23 protein-coding genes are annotated in these 20,857 nt (G+C 67.7%); 13 read left to right on the top strand and 10 right to left on the bottom strand.

The window, feature by feature from the left end; translation table 11 throughout:
* The first annotated feature begins 3 nt into the window (after positions 1-3).
* Positions 4-1,926: an ABC transporter ATP-binding protein/permease gene (locus ACNO8X_RS15325; RefSeq protein ID WP_418001689.1), complete on the top strand. Its 1,923-nt coding sequence runs from the start codon at positions 4-6 to the stop codon at positions 1,924-1,926.
* 3 nt (positions 1,927-1,929) lie between these two features.
* Here ACNO8X_RS15325 and ACNO8X_RS15320 read toward each other — a convergent pair whose 3' ends face one another.
* Complete coding sequence (locus tag ACNO8X_RS15320) at positions 1,930-3,408, bottom strand: FAD-binding protein (protein ID WP_418001688.1); 1,479 nt, start codon at positions 3,406-3,408, stop codon at positions 1,930-1,932.
* 143 nt (positions 3,409-3,551) lie between these two features.
* Entirely contained in the window at positions 3,552-4,238 is a 687-nt protein-coding gene (locus ACNO8X_RS15315) for a TetR/AcrR family transcriptional regulator (protein WP_418001687.1), read from the bottom strand.
* Between the two features lie 110 nt (positions 4,239-4,348).
* Here ACNO8X_RS15315 and ACNO8X_RS15310 point away from each other — a divergent pair, with 110 nt between their 5' ends.
* Positions 4,349-4,789, top strand: a complete 441-nt coding sequence (locus ACNO8X_RS15310; RefSeq protein WP_418001686.1) for a nitroreductase/quinone reductase family protein — start codon at positions 4,349-4,351, stop codon at positions 4,787-4,789.
* 3 nt (positions 4,790-4,792) lie between these two features.
* Here the strand turns inward: ACNO8X_RS15310 and ACNO8X_RS15305 are convergent, their stop codons facing one another.
* The 3 genes from ACNO8X_RS15305 to ACNO8X_RS15295 all read right to left on the bottom strand — a co-directional run bounded on the left by ACNO8X_RS15305 (position 4,793) and on the right by ACNO8X_RS15295 (position 7,288).
* Positions 4,793-5,470 carry a hypothetical protein gene (locus tag ACNO8X_RS15305; protein WP_418001685.1) on the bottom strand — a complete coding sequence of 226 codons (678 nt, stop codon included), beginning with the start codon at positions 5,468-5,470 and terminating at the stop codon, positions 4,793-4,795.
* A 178-nt stretch (positions 5,471-5,648) separates the two neighbouring features.
* Positions 5,649-6,257, bottom strand: coding sequence for a LysM peptidoglycan-binding domain-containing protein (locus ACNO8X_RS15300; protein WP_418001684.1), 609 nt, complete (start codon positions 6,255-6,257; stop codon positions 5,649-5,651).
* A 161-nt stretch (positions 6,258-6,418) separates the two neighbouring features.
* A complete protein-coding gene (locus ACNO8X_RS15295; RefSeq protein ID WP_418005917.1) occupies positions 6,419-7,288 on the bottom strand; it encodes a sterol desaturase family protein in 870 nt (289 codons plus the stop codon).
* 124 nt (positions 7,289-7,412) lie between these two features.
* Between ACNO8X_RS15295 and malQ the strand changes: the two genes are divergently transcribed.
* The 7 genes from malQ (at position 7,413) to ACNO8X_RS15260 (ending at position 14,933) form a co-directional block, all read left to right on the top strand.
* Positions 7,413-9,560, top strand: coding sequence for a 4-alpha-glucanotransferase (malQ, locus tag ACNO8X_RS15290; protein ID WP_418001683.1), 2,148 nt, complete (start codon positions 7,413-7,415; stop codon positions 9,558-9,560).
* 56 nt (positions 9,561-9,616) lie between these two features.
* Positions 9,617-10,069 carry a hypothetical protein gene (locus tag ACNO8X_RS15285; protein WP_418001682.1) on the top strand — a complete coding sequence of 151 codons (453 nt, stop codon included), beginning with the start codon at positions 9,617-9,619 and terminating at the stop codon, positions 10,067-10,069.
* A gap of 162 nt (positions 10,070-10,231) precedes the next feature.
* Entirely contained in the window at positions 10,232-11,131 is a 900-nt protein-coding gene (locus ACNO8X_RS15280; RefSeq protein ID WP_418001681.1) for a metal-dependent hydrolase, read from the top strand.
* 41 nt (positions 11,132-11,172) lie between these two features.
* Complete coding sequence (locus tag ACNO8X_RS15275; protein WP_418005916.1) at positions 11,173-12,234, top strand: PDR/VanB family oxidoreductase; 1,062 nt, start codon at positions 11,173-11,175, stop codon at positions 12,232-12,234.
* Positions 12,235-12,265: 31 nt separating this feature from the next.
* Positions 12,266-13,597: a serine/threonine-protein kinase gene (locus tag ACNO8X_RS15270; protein WP_418001680.1), complete on the top strand. Its 1,332-nt coding sequence runs from the start codon at positions 12,266-12,268 to the stop codon at positions 13,595-13,597.
* Positions 13,597-14,484 carry an LLM class F420-dependent oxidoreductase gene (locus ACNO8X_RS15265; protein ID WP_418001679.1) on the top strand — a complete coding sequence of 296 codons (888 nt, stop codon included), beginning with the start codon at positions 13,597-13,599 and terminating at the stop codon, positions 14,482-14,484. The genes ACNO8X_RS15270 and ACNO8X_RS15265 overlap by 1 nt, the downstream gene beginning before the upstream one ends.
* Positions 14,475-14,933 (top strand): nuclear transport factor 2 family protein, encoded by a 459-nt coding sequence (locus ACNO8X_RS15260; protein ID WP_418001678.1) that lies wholly within the window; start codon positions 14,475-14,477, stop codon positions 14,931-14,933. The genes ACNO8X_RS15265 and ACNO8X_RS15260 overlap by 10 nt, the downstream gene beginning before the upstream one ends.
* A gap of 9 nt (positions 14,934-14,942) precedes the next feature.
* Here the strand turns inward: ACNO8X_RS15260 and ACNO8X_RS15255 are convergent, their stop codons facing one another.
* Positions 14,943-15,701 (bottom strand): class I SAM-dependent methyltransferase, encoded by a 759-nt coding sequence (locus tag ACNO8X_RS15255; RefSeq protein ID WP_418005915.1) that lies wholly within the window; start codon positions 15,699-15,701, stop codon positions 14,943-14,945.
* A gap of 103 nt (positions 15,702-15,804) precedes the next feature.
* Here ACNO8X_RS15255 and ACNO8X_RS15250 point away from each other — a divergent pair, with 103 nt between their 5' ends.
* Positions 15,805-16,599 carry an LmeA family phospholipid-binding protein gene (locus ACNO8X_RS15250; RefSeq protein ID WP_418001677.1) on the top strand — a complete coding sequence of 265 codons (795 nt, stop codon included), beginning with the start codon at positions 15,805-15,807 and terminating at the stop codon, positions 16,597-16,599.
* Positions 16,600-16,645: 46 nt separating this feature from the next.
* Positions 16,646-17,443 (top strand): SGNH/GDSL hydrolase family protein, encoded by a 798-nt coding sequence (locus ACNO8X_RS15245; RefSeq protein ID WP_418001676.1) that lies wholly within the window; start codon positions 16,646-16,648, stop codon positions 17,441-17,443.
* On the opposite strand, the gene ACNO8X_RS15240 is transcribed toward ACNO8X_RS15245, so the two are convergent.
* The 3 genes from ACNO8X_RS15240 to ACNO8X_RS15230 form a co-directional block, all read right to left on the bottom strand.
* Positions 17,426-17,800, bottom strand: coding sequence for a DUF732 domain-containing protein (locus ACNO8X_RS15240; RefSeq protein ID WP_260938479.1), 375 nt, complete (start codon positions 17,798-17,800; stop codon positions 17,426-17,428). The two genes, ACNO8X_RS15245 and ACNO8X_RS15240, sit on opposite strands and share 18 nt — an antisense overlap.
* A gap of 51 nt (positions 17,801-17,851) precedes the next feature.
* Positions 17,852-18,388: a hypothetical protein gene (locus ACNO8X_RS15235; protein ID WP_231575656.1), complete on the bottom strand. Its 537-nt coding sequence runs from the start codon at positions 18,386-18,388 to the stop codon at positions 17,852-17,854.
* Positions 18,389-18,466: 78 nt separating this feature from the next.
* Positions 18,467-19,279: a nuclear transport factor 2 family protein gene (locus ACNO8X_RS15230; protein ID WP_418001675.1), complete on the bottom strand. Its 813-nt coding sequence runs from the start codon at positions 19,277-19,279 to the stop codon at positions 18,467-18,469.
* 83 nt (positions 19,280-19,362) lie between these two features.
* Here ACNO8X_RS15230 and ACNO8X_RS15225 point away from each other — a divergent pair, with 83 nt between their 5' ends.
* On the top strand, positions 19,363-19,782 hold the full coding sequence (locus ACNO8X_RS15225) for a hypothetical protein (RefSeq protein ID WP_418001674.1): 420 nt from the start codon (positions 19,363-19,365) through the stop codon (positions 19,780-19,782).
* Between the two features lie 94 nt (positions 19,783-19,876).
* On the top strand, positions 19,877-20,299 hold the full coding sequence (locus ACNO8X_RS15220; RefSeq protein ID WP_418005913.1) for a hypothetical protein: 423 nt from the start codon (positions 19,877-19,879) through the stop codon (positions 20,297-20,299).
* Between the two features lie 51 nt (positions 20,300-20,350).
* Here ACNO8X_RS15220 and ACNO8X_RS15215 read toward each other — a convergent pair whose 3' ends face one another.
* Entirely contained in the window at positions 20,351-20,812 is a 462-nt protein-coding gene (locus ACNO8X_RS15215) for an SRPBCC family protein (RefSeq protein WP_418001673.1), read from the bottom strand.
* Positions 20,813-20,857: the final 45 nt, after the last annotated feature.

Raw genomic sequence — 20,857 nt, 5'->3', positions numbered from 1 at the left:
GGGATGGATTTGTTCACCCCGACGCTCGAATGGGGCAGTGAGCTCACCACCTCGCTGTGGTGGATCGTCAAAGCCTGGCTGATCGCAGCGGTATCGACGCTGGTCGTGGTGACCGCCATCGGCCGGTTCACGGTCTGGGGTCGGCAGTTCTGGCGCATCACCGGCGGCTACTTCATCGGCCGCGAGAGCCTCAAGGTGTGGCTGTGGCTGGCGGCGATGCTGCTGTCGGTGATCACCGGCGTTCGGCTCACGGTGCTGTTCAGCTATCAGAGCAACGATCTGATGACCAGCTTCCAGGTGGTGGCCTCCGGCCTCGCCGGTCATGACCAGGCGGTGAAGGACTCCGGGGCGCACGGATTCTGGATGTCGATCGGCATCTTCTCGCTGCTGGCCGTGTTGCACGTCAGCCGCATCATGCTCGACCTGTTCATGACGCAGCGGTTCATCCTGCGGTGGCGCGCGTGGCTGACCGACCGGCTCACCGGCGACTGGCTGGACGGCAAGGCGTACTACCGGTCGCGGTTCATCGACGACACCATCGACAACCCGGACCAGCGCATCCAGAGCGACATCGACATCTTCACCGCCGGCGTGGGCCCACTGCCCAACACGCCCAACAACATGACCACCTCGACGCTGCTGTTCGGCGCCATCAACGCCATCGCGTCGATGCTGTCGTTCACCGCGATTCTGTGGAACCTGTCCGGCACCCTGACCATCGCCGGGCTCACCATCCCCAAGGCGATGTTCTGGATCGGACTGGGTTATGTCCTGATCGCGTCGGTGGTGGCCTTCTGGATCGGCCGCCCGATCATCTGGCTGTCGTTCGACAACGAACGCTTCAACGCCGCGTTCCGTTACGCGCTGGTCCGGATGCGCGACGCGGCAGAGGCCGTCGCCTTCTATCACGGTGAGATCGCCGAGCGGACGGGTCTGCGGCGGCTGTTCGCCCCGGTCGTGGACAACTACAAGCGGTACGTCAACCGGATGATCGGCCTCAACGGCTGGAACCTGTCGATGAGCCAGATCATCGTGCCGCTGCCGTATGTCCTGCAGTTCCCGCGCTTCCTCGCCGGTGAGATCAAGCTCGGCGACATGAACCAGACGGCGTCGGCGTTCGGCAGCATCCAGGACGGATTGTCGTTCTTCCGCAACGTGTACGACCAGTTCGCCGGGTACCGCGCCGCCATCATCCGTCTGCACGGCCTGGTGACGGCCAACGACGCGGCGCGGCACCTGCCCGCGCTCGCCACCGAGGACTGCCCCGACGACACCATCACGCTGGAGAAGGTCACGGTGAGCACACCGGATGGCCGCGAACTCATCGCTCCGCTGGATCTGTGCCTGTACCCCGGCGAAGCGCTGGTGGTCACCGGCCCGTCCGGCAGCGGCAAGACGACCCTGCTGCGCAGCCTGGCCAAGCTGTGGCCCTTCTGCCAGGGCGCCATGCACTTCCCGATGGACGAGAACGAGACGCTGTTCCTGTCCCAGCTGCCGTATGTGCCACTGGGTGATCTGCGCGCCGTGGTGTCCTACCCGGGCAAGGTGGGTTCGCACACCGATGCCGAACTGCACGAGGTCCTGAACAAGGTCGCGCTGCCGCATCTGGCGAACCGTCTCGACGAGGTCGACGACTGGGCCAAGGTGCTCTCCCCCGGCGAGCAGCAGCGCGTCGCCTTCGCCCGGGTGCTGCTGACCCGACCCAAGGCCGTGTTCTTCGACGAGTCCACCTCGGCCCTCGACGAGGGCCTGGAAATGATGCTGTACCAACTGGTTCGGACCGAACTGCCGGACACCACCGTGGTCAGCGTCAGCCACCGCAGCACCGTCGAACAGCACCACCAGCAGGAGCTGGAACTGCTGGGCAACGGCGAGTGGCGGCTCACCCGGATCGAAGACGCGGACGGCGCACCCGCCCCCGTCTAGCCATCACCTTGCCGCGGCGTGGGCTCCGGCCCGTCGGCCGAAGAACGACCCTTCACCCAACTGGGTGCCACTGGCGTAGCCCTTGCCGTCCTGCGCGATGTTCGACGCGCAGGCGCCCGCCGCGTACAGGCCCGGCACGGCACTGCCGTCCTCGCGGAGCACTTCGCCGTCGATGCTGACCGACAGGCCGCCCATGGTGAACCCGGAGTACAGGGCCCGCCCGAGCGACAGGTCGAATGCCGCCCATGGCCCATTGTCCTGGGCGGCAACGTAATCCGGCTGCTTGTGGAAGTCGGGGTCGCCACCTGCCGCGGCGTTGGCGTTGTAGCGCTCCAGCGTCGCGGCCAGGTTCCCGGCTGGAATGCCCAGCGCCGCTTCCATTTCCGCGACGGTCTCCCAGCCGTCGATGAACCGGATCAGCGGCATCGCCGGCATCTCGGTGTGCGCTTCGTCCACGATCAGGTAGGCCACCTGGTCGGGCTGCTCGAGCACGAAAGCCGAAGTGCGCGAATGGTAGGAGTCCTCGTTGACGAAGCGCTGGCCATTCTGGTTGACGATGACGCCGGTGAGCAGGACCTCCGGCGGGTAGGCGGCGGCGGTGATGAACAGCTGGTCCAGGTTCCGGGCGACGCCGCCGGCGGACACGCCGAGCTTGATGCCCAGCCCGTCGTCGTTCGGGTTGCCGAGGATGTAGGGCTCAACTTCGCCGTGGTGCTTGGTCTTTCGCTTCTGACCCAGCGCCGGCGTGTGTTCGGCCACCATCTCCGGGTTCATCGCGAAGCCGCCGGCGGCGATGATGACGGCGCCGGCCTTGACCGCGCCCGTCACCCCGAAGTTCTTCCAGCGGACGCCGACGGCACGGCCCTGCTCGTCCACCACGAGGTTGGTCGCGCCGGTTTCGTAGCGCATCTCGATGCCGAGTTCGTCGGCCCTTTTCAGCAGCAGCTTGATGACCATGTCCGCGCCGCCCAACTCGCCCGGCACCGGGACCGAGTGCCCGCGGGGCGCGGCCTTGGCCTGCTCGCAGAACGGCCACACTTTCTCGTTGCCGGTGTAGGACAGGCCCTCGGTGCCCGGCGGCACCACCACCTTGCCCGGATAGTAGCTGCGCTCGAACTGAAAACCCAAGTCTTCCAACCAGTTGAAGTGCTCGACGCTGCCATCGCAGTAGGCGCGGATCTTGTCGTGCTCAGGGTCGTGGGCGACGGCGACGAGGTACTTGTACATCTCGTCGGCGCTGTCGTCGTGGCCGGTCGCCTGCTGTACGGCGGTGCCGCCGCCGAGGTAGAAGTGGCCGCCGGCCATGGATGTGGTGCCGCCTGCGGCGGCCGCCTTCTCCAGCACCAGGACCTTGGCGCCGGCGGCGGCAGCACTGACCGCGGCACAGCCACCGGCGATGCCGAAGCCGATCACCACGACGTCGGCCTCGTCGGACCAATCGGTGACGTCGGCGGCGTTGACGGTCTCGGGAACTGTTTGCATCGTCTCTCCTGGGCCGGTCTCAGTGGTGTCCAGCGCGGTCGTTCGGGCAACCTGGACACGTGTCTGATCAATGATCGACTAGACAATAACGTCGAGACGGGGCGATGGCTAGAACGTGTTCTAGTTTCGACCGACGGGGTCCCTCACGACGCCTCGGCCAGCATGCCGATCAGCAGGTCGAGCGCTAGTTCGAACACCTCGGCCGGATCACTCAGAGTGTCGGGACCGTACTGCCCGAACACCTCGATGCTGACCGCCCCGACCAGCCCGGTCCACAGCACGATGCACTTGGCCACCGCCGCGTTGTCGCCGGAGAATCCGAACTCGTCACGCAGACGTGCAAAATCAGCCGACAACGGCTGCGACACGGGCACTTCGGCCGAGCGCACAGCACCGGCGGCGAGCCCGGCGCCGACAGCTCCGAACAATGTTCCGATCACCCGGGTGCCCGGACCGACCGTTCGTTCCGCCGGGGCGCGGTACCCGGGCACCGGACTGCCGTACAACAGCGCCCAGCAGGCCGGCTGCGCGACCGCCCATGCGCGCGTCGCCCGACCGATGGCCTTGACCTGATCACGCCAGCCGAGGCCAGACGCGGCCACTGCCGCGTCAACGGCGTCGGCCAACTCCGTGTAGGCGTCGACCAGGAGCAGCGTGAGCAGTTCATCCCGGCTGGAGACGTACCGGTAGACCGCCGAGGACACCATGCCGAGGTCGCGGGCGATGGCCCGCAGGGACAACCCCGCGGCGCCATCGACCTCCAGCTGCCGACGGCCGAGTTCGATGATCCGACGTTCGATCCGATCCCGCGAGTCTTGACGCTTGCCCACGTGAGCCAGTCTGACACAAAACGAGATCACCGCTCTTGATTTCCGGGCCGGCGCATGCCATCGTAATTAGAGAGCAATGCTCTCGTTTCTAGATTTCAGAAAGGACCACCATGACCACTCGCTACGACCAACCCCGAGCCGTTGACCGCGCCGGAAACGAAGTAATCCGCCGGCTGGCCGAGGCCGGCATCAGCCTCGCCGGGACCAGCGCCCTGCGGGTGCGTGGCCGGCGCACCGGCAAACTCCGCGGAGTCGTCGTCAACGTGCTCGCGGTCGACGACCGGCGGTACCTCGTCTCACCGCGTGGCAACACCGAATGGGCCCGCAATGCGCGAGCCGCAGGTGTCGTTCAGCTCGGACCGAGCTGGCGCAGCCGCAACTACACCCTTGTCGAGGTGCCCGACGAAGCGAAACCCGCACTGCTGCAACAGTATCTGCGGCGGTGGTACTGGGAGGTCAAGGGTCACGTCGGTGGACTGACGCCACAGTCCACCGAAGGCGAGATGCGCCGGGTCGCCCCCACCATTCCGGTGTTCGAACTACAGGACTGACCGCTACCCGCCGGCCTGCTGCACGACGGCATCACCCGTCTGCTGGTCGGTCGCGCTCCACGAGACCGCCGCGGGGAAATGTCCCCAGGTGCTGTTGAAGACGCCCACCAGCACCGCCCGGTTGTCCGGGGTGATCGTGTACACCGGGCCGCCCGAGTCGCCCTTCTGGCTGACGATGCCGTTGGACATGGTGAACCAGCCGTTGTTCACCGCGTCGACGGTGCCGCAGGTCTCGCCGGTGACGACGCCGAAGTGGCAGACGGGTGCACCGCGCTGCGGATTCACCGCAGGGTCGGTGACCAGCATCCGCCCGCCCGGCAGGATGTTGTTGACCATGACATCGCCGGCGATGGTGATGGACTCCCAGTCAGAGATCTGGTGGTCGGTCGCGATCGTGGCGCCGTCGGGCGTGTTGTCCCGGAAGGTGATCATGGTGCCGATGAAACGGCCGTCCTTGTCGGTCACCGGGCCGTTGCCCCGGCAGTGACCAGCGGTATAGCCGGTCCGCGCGACCGGGTCCACATAGCCCAGCGTGCAGCGCGTGGTGCCCTGGTGGATCTCCATTCCCGGGTACACCAGCACTCCGGGATCCGCCGCCGCAACCGGCGTCGGGCCGCCGACAACGAACATCGGCACCGCGGCCGCCGCGACTACCGCGGCGCGCAAACCCCCCACAAACATGACCTTCTCCCATCACCTCGGGACGGACGTCGCGCCAGCCTACCCCGCACGTCCGAAACACGGGACGGGAAAGTGTCTCCCGGCGCACCGGCATCGGCCGCGCACCAGCAAACAAGCCGCCCCTGAAATGCACTGGCGGCCCGGATCTTTCGATCCGGGCCGCCAGGGTCCGTCCAGGTCAGGGAATGGTCAGGAGCTGACCGGGCTGGATCAGGTCCGGGTTGTCGATCCCGCTGGCACTGGCAATCTCCGGGTAACGGCTACCGTCGCCGTAGAACTGCTCGGAGATGGCCCAGAGGGTGTCACCCGACTGCACCGTGTAGGTGCGTGCCGCCGGCGCCTCGGGCGCCGGGGCGGGCTCGGGCTCGGCAACGACCTCGACGGCGACCGGCTCGGCAACGGCCTCGACCACCACCGGCTCGGGAGCAGCCTCGACCGGCGCCGCGGGCACCTCGTCGGTGTGCGTGTCCGACGACCACTTGGCGTCGTCGCCGCTGTACAGCACCAGGTTGCGGTCGTCCTGCAGCACCAGCCGGACGTTGTCCGCGCCCTTGGTGTCACTGGCCCACACCGGCTTGTCCGCCGTGTACAGCACGAAGTTGCCGTCGTCCTGCACCTCGGCGCGCTGGACGTCCTGACCGTTGGTGCCGGAGGCCCACACCGACTGCTCCCCCGTGTACAGCACCAGATTGCCGTCGTCCTGCAGGACCAGACGGTAGGCACCGTTGTTCGACGTCAGCGACTGGCCGACCTCGAGCTTCTCGCCCTTCTGAAGTGTGTCACCCATGAAAGTCCAGCTCCTTTGGTTTGGATTCACCCCTGTCGCTCACCGACAGTACCGACGGTTCCGCCACACGTCAGGGTTTGCGCTCGCAAAAATCAAAACAGTTCGCAAACAATGAGTTATCGCGGAGGAATCACAGCGCGCTGACAGCATTTACGCCGAGGTCAGCGAACCGCAGCGGACTCCGGACCGGCCGGCTGCCACCCCGGCGGGCCGAACACATAACCCAGGCGATCACCGAATCCGTTGGCCTCGCGCACATCTCGCACCATGGTGAGGTACTCGTGTGTCTGCAGCTTCCAGATATCGTACGTACCAACAGGTTTGGTCAAGCCGTAGTTCGGCCGCGCGGTCTCGGGCGTGAAGCTACCGAACATCCGGTCCCAGATGATCAGAATCCCGCCGTAGTTCTTGTCGAGGTACTGCTGGTCCCGGCCGTGGTGCACCCGATGGTGCGACGGCGTATTGAAGACGTATTCGATTGGGCGCCAGAGCTTCCCGATGCGCTCGGTGTGAATCCAATACTGGTACACCAGATTCACCGAGAAACTGGCGAACACTATCCACGGCGGCACCCCGAGCGCCGGCAGCACCGCCTTCATCAACAGGTCCCCGGACGGGTTCCACTTCTGCCGCAACGCGGTGGACAGATTGAAATACTCGCTGGAATGGTGCGCCTGATGCGTGGCCCAGAACAGCCGCACCCGATGCGCCATCCGGTGGTACGTGTAGTAGATCAGGTCGACGCCGAGGATCGCGATCACCCACGTGTACCAGGCGTTCCCGGGCAGGTGCCACGGCGCGACATATACATAGAGGGCGGCATAGCCGACCAGCGCAAGGAAATTCAGCACACCGCTGGTGAACAACGACACCGCGCCCATCCAGATACTGGCCCAAGCATCGGCGCGCAAGTAGGCGCCGGACGGCGGCCGCTGCTGTTCGTCGTACGCGAGCTTGCGCGCCGCGCCCCACTCCAGCAGCAGCGCGACGACGAAGAACGGAATGGCGTACGAGACCGGGTCGTGCAACATGGTCGGCAGCACGTCGGACAGCAGATCGGAACTCACGTCGACACCTCCGTGCGCAGCGTATCCCGGCACGTTCTGTCCGCGCCTCAGCTCCCATGGTGCTCCGAATCGCGGCAAGATGGCGCGCATGACTGATCGCACCGCGTCGCTCGTCGAGCTCGCCCGACGCCACGGTGTGGCCACCGAGTACGTCGACTGGAGCGGTGCGCAGCACGCCGTCGCCGCCGTGACGCTGGTCGCCGTCCTCGGCGCCCTGGGCGTACCGGCCGACTCGGACGACGCTTGCGCGGCGGCTCTGGCCGATCACGAACGCACGTATTGGCAGCGCACCTTGTCCCCCACGATCGTCGCCCGGTCGGGCCAGCCGTCGAGCTTCTGGGTGCACGTCACCCACGGCGCGCCCGTCGGCGTGTGGATCCGATTGGAGGACGGTTCGGTGCGGGCGGGGCTGCGCCAGCTGGAGAACAACCGGCCGCCGTTCAATCTCGATGGCCGCTTGATCGGCGAGGCGACCTTCGAGCTGCCCGCTGATCTCCCGCTGGGCTATCACCGACTGCACGTCCAGGCCGGCACCGTCGCGGACGCCGACGCCGTCCTGATCGTCACTCCCGATGCGCTGACCCTGCCGAGCCGGCTGGGCAACGGCCGGGCCTGGGGCCTGGCCACCCAGCTCTACAGCGTGCGTTCGCAAAACTCCTGGGGCACGGGCGATCTCACCGATCTCACCGACCTGGCCGTCTGGTCGGCGACCCGGCACCACGCGGATTTCATCCTGGTCAACCCCCTGCACGCAGCGGGTCCGGTGGCTCCGATGGAGCCGTCGCCGTACCTGCCGACCTCGCGCCAGTTCGCCAACCCGTTGTATCTGCGGGTGCAGGCCATCCCGGAGTACACCGCGATCCGCACGCCGGCGACGCTGCGCAAGGCCCGGGTCGACGCCCAGTCCCGGGCCGACAAGAACGAGTTCATCGATCGGGATGCGGCCTGGAAGTCCAAGCGCAATGCACTCAAAGAGGTGTACCGAGCCAACCGATCAGCCGGCCGCGCGGTGGCCTACGACGGGTACCGACGACGCACCGGCCGCACGCTCGACGACTTCGCGACGTGGTGCGTGCTGGCCGAAAAGCACGGCGCCGACTGGCGCGACTGGCCCGCGGAGTTTCAGCACCCCGACCATCCCGCGGTGCGGGCTTTCGCCGAAAAGCACAACAGCCGTATCGATTTCCACCGCTGGCTGCAATGGCAGCTCGACGATCAGCTGACCGCGGCGCAGGCCACCACGGTCCAGGCCGGGATGTCGTTGGGCATCGTCCATGATCTGGCAGTGGGCGTGCATCCGGGCGGCGCCGACGCCTGGGCGTTGCAGGACGTGCTGGCCACCGGGGTGTCGGCCGGGGCGCCGCCGGATGAGTTCAATCAGCTCGGGCAGGACTGGTCCCAGCCGCCGTGGCGCCCCGACGAACTCGTCGAGCGAGCCTATGAGCCGTTCCGGGCCGTGGTCAGGGCGGTGCTGCGGCACGCCGGCGGGGTCCGCATCGACCACATCATCGGCCTGTTCCGGCTGTGGTGGATCCCCGAGGGCGCGACGCCGGTCGACGGCACCTATGTCCACTACGACCACGAGGCAATGATCGGCGTCCTGGCGCTGGAGGCGCACCGGGCCGGCACGGTGGTGGTCGGCGAGGATCTGGGCACCGTCGAGCCATGGGTTCGCGACTACCTGCGTGACCGCGGCCTGCTGGGCACGTCGATCCTGTGGTTCGAAGCCGATCGGGACGGCGGCCCGCTGCCCGCGCCACGCTGGCGCGAGTACTGCCTGTCGGCGGTGACCACGCACGATCTGCCACCGACGGCCGGCTACCTGGCCGGCGCACATCTGCGACTACGCCGCGATCTCGGTCTGCTGACCCGCCCCTACAAAGAAGAAGTAGCGGCCGATCACGCCGACCAGCAGCGTTGGCTGGACGTGCTGCGGGCGGCGGGGCTGCTGCCGCCGAACGCCCCCGACGCGATCGATGCCGACCAGACCGTCCTGGCCCTGTACCGGTACCTGACCCGCACCCCGTCGCGGCTGCTGGCGCTCGCCCTGCCCGACGCCGTCGGCGACGTGCGGACCCAGAATCAGCCGGGCACCAGTGACGAATATCCGAACTGGCAGGTGCCGCTCGCCGGTCCCGACGGCCGCAGAATCCTCCTCGAAGACCTGTTTTCCGACCCGCGCGCAGCGGCGTTGGCGCAGGTGATGGGCGACGCGGTGACACCGGGATTGGGTTGATTCGAGTTTCTCCACCCCGTGATCTGCGCTATCTTCGCTGTACTCGAGGAGGTCAGGTGAACAAGCTGAAGATGCTGACGGCAGGTGCCGTGGCAGCAGGTGCAGTGGCGGTAGGTGCCACCGCGGTGTTCGGCTCGTCCGTGGCCGCATCCGATCCCGGAGGCACGAACTCCATGAATGTGGTCGGTGAGTCGTACGCGCGCGCTGTCTCGATTCTCAAGAGTCAGGGCGTGAAGGCCACCTTCGGTGGCTCGGTGGGCAGCGATGTGCCGCAGGCGCAGTGCATCGTCGATCAGGAGAAGATGGGCAGCCACGGCCGCGTCATCTTGATGCTGAACTGCACCACCAAGGCTGTCGAGAACGCCTCTGCCGGCGCGCCCGCCTCCGGTGGCGGCGCAGCAGGCGCTCCGGGCGCCCCGCAGGGTCCGCACGTCGGCTCCAACGGTGTCACGACGGTGCAGGCGACGCCTGTCGGCCCGCAGCCGGGCATGTCGGTCCCCGGTATGTAACTTTCCACCGAAACGGCATTCCAGCAGGTCATCACCCGGTTTTTGACTGCTGGAATGCCGTTTCGGCGTATTTCGGCAAAACCCAGTACCGCCGTTCCCACATAAAACGCTTACACTGAATCCACTCGCAACGACGCTTGAGGATCCGGAGGTAGCTGTTCCATGCTGCGACCACAACGTTTCACCCACGAGGTAGACCCGGGTCCGGTGCAAATCCAGGCGCGAAACGTGGCTTTCGAGACCGCGAACAAGCCGATGTCCTGGATTCCCGGCCACCCCGTCGCCTCGCATGTGGTGAACCTGTTGAACATCCTGCTTCCGGCCGGTGAGCGCTGGTTCATCGAGACCTTCAACGAAGCGCTGCCGCTGATCAAGGATCCGAAGCTCGCCGAGGACGTCCGCGGCTTCATCGGCCAGGAGGCCATGCACGCCGAGGCCCACGACACCGTCATGAACGACTACCTGGTGCGCAGCGGCATGAACGTCACGCCGATGCTGGATCAGGTCGAGTTCGTCTTCGAGGAAATCCTGGCCCCGGCCAAGACGACCGACCCGCGCCGCAAGATGAACAACCTCATCGAGCGGTTGTGGTTCATCGCGGCCGTCGAGCACTACACCGCGGTGCTCGGTGACTTCGTCCTGAACTGCACCTGGGACAACTACGACGCCGACCCCGTGATGGTCGACCTGTTCCGCTGGCACGGCGCCGAGGAAGTGGAGCACCGTTCGGTGGCCCACGAGGTCGCCATGTACTTCCGGAACAGCTACTTCGACCGCATCCGCGCGATGAGCGTCGTGGCGATCCTGATGTACGTGTTCTTCCAGCGCGGCATGCGGTTCCTCGTCAAGAGCGACCCGCAGCTGAAGCTCGGCTGGTGGAAGTCGCAGCGCCTGCGCATGCGCGACTCCAAGCTGGGGCTCCTGCCGAAGTACCGGAAACTGCTGCTCACCCAGACGCTGGTGTACTTCAAGCCGAACTACAGCCCGGAATCCATGGGCTCGACCGCGCAGGCCGTGGCGTATCTGGCCGCCTCGCCCGCCGCCCGCGCCGCACACCTGTGAGGGCGCGCCGCTTCCGGTCACGCCTGGCGCCGCCCAGCGTGATGGGCCTGTTGCCGCACGACCTGCTGGTCACGGTGGCCGACGCCGTCGTCAGCAGCACGTTCTGGGCGTCGACGCGACTGCGGAAGCCGCCGGTGCCCGCGGTCGTCGAACGCACCATCCGGTTGCGGATCGCCGACCGCCAGGTGGTCGCGCACGATCAGGACGTGGTGGCGTTGACGTTCGTCAGCGCCGACGGTGCGGAGCTGCCCCGCTGGCACCCCGGTTCGCATCTGGACATCCACCTGCCGAGCGGTCTGGTCCGTCAGTACTCGCTGTGCGGCGATCCCGACGTGCAGGGGTCGTACCGAATTGCCGTGCGGCGCATACCCGATGGCGGCGGTGGCTCGATCGAGGCACATCAGCTCACCATCGGCGACGAGATCACCACCAACGGCCCGCGCAACGCCTTCCCGCTGGCGGTGCCCGGCTTCGGGTCGCCGACCCGCACGCTGCGGTTCATCGCCGGCGGCATCGGCATCACCCCGATCCTGCCCATGCTGGCGCGTGCCGACCAGTTCGGCATCGACTGGTCGATGCTGTACGTCGGTCGCAGCCGCGACAGCCTGCCGTTCCTGGACGAACTGACGCGGTTCGGCGACCGGGTGCAGATCCGCACCGACGACGTCGACGGCCTGCCGACGGCCGACGATCTGCTGGGCGACTGCCGGCCCGGCACCTCCGTGTACACCTGCGGGCCGGCGCCGATGCTGAACGCGATCCGCGCCCGGCTGGTCGGGGCGGACGACATCGAGCTGCACTTCGAACGCTTCGCCGCACCCCCGGTGACCGATGGTCATGAGTTCAAGGTCGAGGTCGCCTCGACAGGTCAGACCGTCGCCGTCGCGGCGGACGAAACCTTGCTCACGGCCCTCATCAAAGCCGGTGTGCACGCACCGTATTCGTGTCAGCAGGGCTTCTGCGGCACGTGCCGCGTGCAGGTGCTCGCCGGTGCGGTCGACCACCGTGACGGATTGCTGACCGAGACCGAACGCGATGCCGGGCAGGCGCTGATCTGTGTGTCCCGCGCCCAGGGCGACGGGCCGCTGACCCTGGACCTCTAGCCGCCGAGCGGGCTCGGTTTACGATGCCCCAATGCCAATGGCCGAGGGAACCGACTTCGCCGGATACACCATCATCCGGTGCCTGGGGTCCGGCGGAATGGGTGAGGTCTACGTCGCCCAGCACCCGCGGCTGCCCCGCCAAGATGCGGTCAAGGTGCTGCGGCCCGAGACGTCGACCAACCAGGAGTTCCGCGAGCGGTTCCTGCGCGAGGCCGATCTGACTGCCGCGCTGTCCCATCCGAACATCGTGGGCGTGTACGACCGCGGCGAGTTCGACGGTCAGTTGTGGATCTCGATGGAGTACGTGGACGGCACCGATGTCAGCCGCCTGCTCCGCAGCAGCGGCGGCGTGTCCGACGATCAAGCGGCGGAGATCATCAGCGCGGTGGGCCGCGCGCTCGACTACGCCCATCAGCACGACCTCCTGCACCGGGACGTCAAGCCGGCCAACATCCTGATCAGTGATACCGATCCGGCGAACAAACGAATCAAGTTGGCCGACTTCGGCATTGCCCGGTGCGCCGACGACTCCGCCGGTCTGACCGCGACGAACATGACGGTCGGCACGGTGTTCTACGCCGCACCGGAACAGCTGACGGGCAGCGCCATCGACGGTCGCGCCGACCAATATGCCCTGGCGGCCACCGCCTTTCAGCTCTTCACCGGCGCGCCACCGTTCGAGAACTCCAATGCCGCGGTGATCATCGGCAAACATCTCAGTGCTCCCCCGCCGGCGCTCTCGCAGCGCCGGCCCGATCTCGCGGCCTTGGATCCGGTGTTCGCCAAAGCATTGGCGAAGGATCCCAAGGACCGGTTCGACAAATGCACCGACTTCGCCCGTGCCCTGCAGCACGGACTGGGCGTGGCGGGCGTCGATGCCACCACACTGGCTCCGATTGCCCAGACCGGCGCTACCGAGATCCTGCACCCGGCCAACCTGCCGAGGTCGCGTCGGTCGCTGATCCTGCCCGTGGTGCTGACCCTGCTGTTGATCGCCGCGCTGGTCTTCGCGGCCGTCGAATTCTCGCGCGCCAAGGACGAGCAGCAGACACCGCCGCGCCCCGCCGCGACCTCCACCACGGCTCCCCCGACGACCACGACGCCGTCGAGCACCGAAGCCGCGCCGAGCTCGTCGTCGACAATGGCGCCCGCGCCCACCGAAGCTCCTGCACCGACCGAGGCCACTGTCACCAGTACCGTCACGGTCGAGACCACCACAGCCACACCGACGACCACCGCCACCACCACCACCGACGCGCCTGCGCCAGAACAGGAAACGCCGATCCGCGAGTGCATGGACCGCACCGGCATGACGCGGCTGCAGTGCTGGGAAGAGATTCGCCGTAGCGAGCGGAGGCGCTGATGTCACCCAAGTTCGCCGTGGTCGCACCGGTGGCCGCGGGCGTCACCGCCGACCCGGTCTGGATGACGCAGTTCGCCCGGCACTTGGAGAGCTGCGGCTTCGAATCCATTGTGGCCGTGGAACATACGGTACTGCTGACCGAATACTCCAGCGTGTATCCGTACGACGCGTCGGGCCGGGTCGAAATCCCGGCCGACTGCGCGGTCCCGGATCCGCTGGACCTACTGGCGTTTCTCGCCGGGCAGACGAGCACGTTGGGCCTGGCAACCGGGGTGCTGGTGCTGCCCAACCATCATCCGGTGGTGTTGGCCAAACGTGTCGCCACGCTGAATGTGTTGTCCGGCGGGCGGATTCGCCTGGCTGTCGGTATGGGCTGGCTGCGCGAGGAGATCGAGGCCTGTGGGGCCCCATTCGACGCGCGCGGCCGACGAGCCGACGAGCAGATCGACATTCTGCGGCTGCTGTGGTCGGACCAGCCGGACGGCGCCGACCACTCGGGTGAGTTCTTCGAGTTCGCCCACGCCGCTTGCTATCCCAAGCCGGTGTCGCCGATACCGATCCACATCGGCGGACACAGCCGGGCCGCGGCCCGCCGGGCCGGCCGACGCGGCGACGGCTTGCAGCCGCTGGGCGTCGCCGGAGCGGAACTGATGGAGCTGATCGCCTTGATGCGGGAGTCGGCCGAGCGGGCCGACCGGGATCCCGACGCCCTCGAGCTCTCACTCGGGCACCTGGTGACCAAGGTCGACGCCGACCGCGCAGGCCGGCTCGCGGACCTCGGCGCCGACCGTGTCGTGTTGGCCATGCCGCCGGTCACCGACATCGACGAGGCCAAGGACATGTTGTCGGCGTGCGCCGAGCGACTCGGGCTCACGCCGTGCCCCTGACCGTGGCCGATCGGCTGGATCTGGCGGATCTGGTGCATCGCTACTCCGCCGCCGTCGATGATCGTCGTTTCGACGACGTGGTCGAACTGTTCACCAGCACAGCGGAATTGGTCCTGCCTGATCCACCCAGGTCATTGGACCCGGTACGGCCCGAGCACGGGCACGACGGTGTGCGCACCGCGATGGCCGCATTGTCCGGCGTCGCCCGTACCCAGCACGAGATCGTCGGCGAGGTCTACACCGACGCCACGGACCACGCCCGCGGCCGCATCGCGTGCGTCGCCCACCACTGGACCCGCGGCGCCGACCCCAACGACGTCACCGATCTGGTGTGGCACCTGCGGTACGACGACGAGTATGTCCAGACCGATGACGGTTGGCGCATCCGACGCCGCGCCCTGACCCTCAACGCCATCGAGACCCGGCCCGCCCGTCGCCTACGGGACTAACGGCGGGATCTACTCCGGCCGCGCGACGATCAGCAGGGTGTCCCCGCCGACCTGCACCCCGCCGTCACCGATCACCGCACCCAGCCGGGCACGCAGCTCGGCGGCCCGATCGGCGGGCAGCACCAGGTGGTTGGAGTAGGTGAACACCAGGTCCAGCCACCGCTCGCGGCTGTACTGCTCACCGCGCTCGTAGGTCAGCTGCTGCACCGCGAATCCGGCGGCCTCCAGGTCTGTCACCACGTCGTCGCTGTCCATGCCCGAGCCCGTCCCGCCGGTGGGTGTCGCGGTCACCAAAGGTGAAGCGGCATCGAGGAAGTCGCGGTACACCTCCGCGAAGTCCGCACGCGAGGGCCGGACCGGGAACAGCCGGTTCCACGCCAGTGCCAGCCGCCCGCCCGGGGCGAGCAGGCGGCGAATCTTCGGCAGCGCCGCCGCCGGGTCGACCCAGTGGAACGACTGGGCGAACAGGACCACGTCGAACGTCCGGCCGGCGTCGGCCCAGTCCTCGAATGTGGCCACCTCGACCGGCACCCCGTGCTCGGCGGCGATCTCGGCCATCCTCGGATCTGGTTCCAGTGCAACAAGTTCCGCTCCGCGCGCGATCAGCTGGCGGGACGCGATCCCGGTCCCGGCGCCGACGTCGAGGACCCGGACCGGACCCGCACCGACCAGTTCGTCGAGCATGGGCTCCGGGTATCGGGGCCGGTGTTGGTCATATGACCGGGCGGCGCCGCCGAAAGAATCAGCGCGGTCGCGTTGCCGGTACAGCTCATCAGACTCAGCCACGACTCGACGCTACCGGGCGCCCGCTCCCGGTTGTTCACCGACGCCGACTGGTGCGCGGGCACCGGCGCCAGGCATGCTGGAGCCCATGACGCGTCCGCCGCGCCGGTGGGACCCGCTCCGACCGTTCGATCTGTTCACCTCGGTGGTGTCGACCGCTGCGGTGCTGCCGATGAGCACCGGGGCGGCCGCGGCGTACCGGACCGCGCTGCTGACGGTGCGGCCGCTGGTGATCGGGCGGCGGATCACGGTCCGGCTGCGCACCAGCGACCTGGCCCTCACTGTGGCCGAGTTCGACTCGCGGTGGGACGCCAGCATCTTCGCCGTCGGCCACATCGGCACCGTCAACGTCACCGCCAACAATGTGAAATGGGCTGGTACCGAACTGAATTCGATCGCGGCGAAGCTGAACAACCTGCATGTGCGGCCGTCGGTGCCGCCGATGCTGGTCGCCGCGCCGGTGGAGTTGACGGTCGAGATTCCGTCCGACTCGCTCGATGAGCTCATCCGGGCCGCCGAACCGCGCGTCAGCACCGAGATCGGCGACGACGCCGTCGCCCGAATCCGGCTGTCGCGCTTCCGGTCCGGATTCGTCGAGGTGGTTCCTCAGCTGCACGGCAACACGCTGTGGCTCAAGCCCCGCGGCCTGACGCTGGGCTCCACCCGGGTTCCGGTGCCCGGGCTCGCCCCGGCGTACCCGGTCCGGCTGCCCGAGCTGCCCTATGGCCTCACCCTGACCTCGGTGGAGCTCGGCCCGGGTGTCGTGCGCGTCAGTGCGACGCTGCCGCAATGGCAGTTCGACTTGCCGCGCGCCTTGCTCGACGAGCTGATCAACCAGCTGAGTGTGGTGGGCCGTCCCCTCGACGTGATCTGGCCCGGCTGAGCGCGCTGCGCTGAAGATCTGCCGGTCCTTCATTACAGTCACGGACGTGACCATCGGCTATTCCCGATATGTCGCGCTCGGCGACAGTCAGACCGAGGGCCTGTTGGACGGCGACGACACCAGAGGTATCCACGGTTTCGCCGACCGCCTGGCCTGGCGACTCAACGCACTACAGCCTGGACTCCAGTACGCGAACCTCGCTGTGCGGGGCCGGCGCATCAGCGACGTGCTCGACCGGCAACTGCCCATGGCCCGGGCGATGAACCCCGACCTGATCACCAGCTGCATCGGGATGAACGATGTCACGCGGCCGGTTCGCAGCTTCGACCGGGCGCTGGCGGACATGCGGCGCGTACACACCGAACTCGCGGCCACCGGCGCGACGGTGGTCACCACGACGTTTCCTGACATCGCCCGCATCCTGCCGGTCGGGCGGGTGCTCAGCGGCCGGCTGCGTCGCATCAACGAGGTGATCCGGACCGATTCGAAACACTTCGGCTTCCGGCTGGTCGACCTGTCGGCGGCTACGTCCATGTTGGATCCCGCGACCTGGGCCATCGATCGGGTGCACGGCTCCCCGCACGGCCATCAACTGTTCGCCGACGCCGCTGCCGAGGCACTGGGTTTGCCGGGCAGCGATCACTGCTGGGCGGAGGTCGAGGGCGAACTCGTGCTGCCGCGACTGCGCGAGCGGATGTATTCGCAGCTGATGTGGGCCCAGAACATGTTGATGCCCTGGGTGTGGCGACACACGCTGGGCAGTTCCCGGGGTACGGGACTCGAGCCGAAACGCCCGGTGATGGCGCCGCTCGACGTCCGACCGGCGTTATCCGAGGCCGAGTAGCCCCAGCGGCAGCGGCGACTCGCCACGTCCGAGCGCACCGACGACCCCCGGGCAGAACGACGAGATCGCGAAGCCGGTGAACATGGTGGCCGGTCCGAGCGACATGCCGGACGCGTCGGCGACCTTCCCAGCGGCGTCGGCCAGGGTCTGGCCGGGCTGCGCCAGCATCGGGCATACGGACTGGCCCAGCGCGACCGGATCAGAGCCGTTCGGCAGCATCATGTCGGCGTTGCCGAGCGCGTTGTTGAAGGCGTCGACACCTGGGTCCGCGCTCGCCGGACCGGCCGTGACCAGGCTGCCGGCGATGCCGGCGGCGGTAGCTGCGATGGCGATGGCGGTACCGAATGTGCTCTTCATGATCCCTGCATCATAAGGGAAGCCGGTTGCCGATGCCGCCGCGCGGCGGGGTCAGACGCCGGTCCAGGCGCTCGCGATCCGGGTTCCGATGTCGATGACCTTGGCATCTGCGCCGTTGATCTCGCCTGCCACATGATGGGCGATGAAGCGCCGGATCTCGCCGTCGACGTTGGCGACGATGCGCAACAGCTCCGCGCGGATCGACGACGACGTGACGTGGATGGCGATGTCCGACGAGCGTGGCGTCTTCACGTCGATGACGAGCAGCAGCGGGTGCGCGGCCCGCGCGGTCGCGGTCAGATTGATTTCGCCGAACACCATGAACCGGGGCCGGTCGATGCGCAGGTCGAGCGTCATGTCGATTTCCAGCGGGATACGGATCGCAAAGGTGATCTCTTCACCGAGCGTCCGGGCCACCACAGGGTGTTTGATCTGGACGCGTGCGGTGACCTTCGCGAGCCCTCCGGGCCCCTGGGCGATGGGGCCCATGTCGAAGGCTTCGCCGGCGATGCCGCCGATCGCGTCCGCGACGCGTTCCTCGCTGACCGCGACCTCGAAGAATCGTCGGCCGAATTCCTCGTAGGACATGTATTCATGTTGGGGTTGAACTGCCATGGTGTGACTACGTTCTCATGTCTGGGGCCGAAGCCTCGGCAACTGGCGCCTTCATTCGGCAAAGAGTCGCAGGCCGTTGATACCCCGACCGCCGGGTGCCAGCTCCGCGATGACCACCCCGCGGTAGCCGTCCCGCCGGACCCCGGCCAGCACGTACCGGCCCGCGGCGATCACCTTCTCCACCCGGGTTCCGGCCAGCTCGTCGACCAGTTCGGAGACACTCAGCCGGGCATCAGGGCCGCGGGTGATCTGCGCCGGCTCGCTGAGCCGCCGCTTGACGGCCAGCGCGTCGCCGGTCGCCGCGTCGGCCAGCAGCGCGGTGAGCGACCGCTTTGCCCGGGTGCCGCCGGTGCGCAGACCAGCAAGGAAACCAACCGCACCCCCGGGTCCCTGATTGTGTAGCAGCGCCCCCGACAGCCCCAATCCGGCAGGCAACGCCGCGGCGCCGCATCGCAGGAACTGCGCCACCATTCCCGGCAGTTCCCAGAATGCTTGCAGCCGAGCAATTTTCAGCGATGGATCGGACCCCTCGGCGACCACGTCGTACTGCAGATAGACCGGAATCCGCAGCTGCACCTTGGCGCCCATGTGCACTTCGAGCTCCAGGTCGCGCACGACGGTGTTGCCGATGACGATGTCGGCGTCGCGGTGGAACACGATGGTGCGCGGCCCGATGAAGGTGTCGTAGAACTGCCCGATGGCGCGGTGCCCGACGTGCGGCCGGGAGCCGACCGGGTCCTCGACGCGTCCGTCGGTGCTGAACAGACCAACCCAGGCAGCCCTGTCATGCGCGGCCGTTGCCGCGGGCGAGCGCTCGACTGTGGCCAGGAGGTCGTCGCGGGTCGGCGATTGCGGTACGGGCATACCTCCATCGTCCACCACCGCCGAGTCCGGCTGCGAGGGGATGGTCGTGGCAGATGTCGCCGATGTCGCGCACACTTGTCGGTATGAGTAACAGCGGTCCGTTCGGCATCGATCCCGAAGAGTTCGATCGTGTCCTGCGAGAGACGGGCGAGGGCATCCGTGGCGTATTCGACCGCCTCGGCCGCGGCGCTGCCTGGGCCAATGTGGTCAACGACCTGACCCGGACGCCACGGCACGCCACACAACCCGAGACCACCGGCGACACCGGCGACGGGGTGTGGGTGGTGTACACCGTGGCCACGGACGGCGGGGCCCACGTCGAGGAGGTCTATCCCTCCGAGCTGGAGGCCCTGCGGGCCAACAAGAACAACACCGACCCCTCCCGCAAGGTCAGGTTCCTGCCGTACGGGATAGGGGTGAGCGTGTTGGATGCGCCCGAGCAGGCGGGGCAGGCCGCACCGCCGCCCGAGGACGACCAGACACCGCGGCACGAACCGCACTGATATTGACCTGCCGACAATATCCCCGGCGACGCGGCTGACACGCTACGCTTTGCCACATTGTCGTGTGGCAGCAGTGCGAGGGGAGATGACCAGGATGTTTCGGGTACTGACGGTGGCCGCAGCGATCGCCGGAACCGCCATCGGGCTGGCACCGTTCGCGAGCGCCGATCCGGCGCTGGGCGGCAACGACGATCCCGGCCGGTACCCCACCGACGTCCCTGGCATGAACTACCAGGCGGTCAACGGCGCACCCTGCGACAGCCACGACATCTTCATCTTCGGCCGTGGGCCGGGCGGCGCATCGATGGCCTGCCACTGGATCCCGAACCAGTGGCCGCCGGTCGACACCGGTTTCTGGGGCTACTCCTATGCGATCCAGGGTGTGAAGGACATCGGTTCTCCGTGCCCGGGGCCGCAGACCGCGGCGCAGGCTCCGGACGGCCGCCCGCTGCTGTGCCTGGGCCCGCAGGGCTGGCAGCCCGGTTTCAAGACCGGTGACGGGTTCTTCCCCAGCTGACGCGCGGTTGACGCGGCACAGCTAGGCGCCATCAGCCGACTCCACGGACGGTCACGTCCGGCTTTTCTCGAAGTGGCGCCGAATGGCCGCCAGCATCGCCGCGTGCGCTTTTTCGGCCTGCTCGGCAGTGAAGGCCGCGAGCGGCCGGGGCGCTGCTATATCTACTGTCTCGGTGACCGTGGTGCCCGCGCCGGCAGGCACGAAGGTGACGGTGCCGGTGAGCCGCACTTTCGGAAACTGGCGCGCCTCGGTGTGCACGACACCGTCGGGCGCGATCAGCACTGTCGCGCGATAGGTCACCGCCAGGCGGAGCGGCCCGAACGGGATGCGGTCCCGCACCCGGTAGTCGCGGTGGTGGCCGCGGGCGTCCTGCCGATCGCCCACCCGGTCCACTGCCACCACGAGCGGGTGCACCAGCTTCATGTTGTTGAGATCTGTATAGAAGGTACGGACGTCGTCAGGCGCCCCCGGCACCTCTTCGCGCAGCTCGAACCGGGACCGGGACATCCACATCGGCTCACCGTAGGCGCAGAGTGAACAGACTGAGTACCGGTATCG

The sequence above is a fragment of the Mycobacterium sp. PDNC021 genome, assembly GCF_048282635.1.
GTDB lineage: Bacteria > Actinomycetota > Actinomycetes > Mycobacteriales > Mycobacteriaceae > Mycobacterium > Mycobacterium llatzerense.
This window is presented reverse-complemented; position numbering and strand designations above follow the sequence as displayed.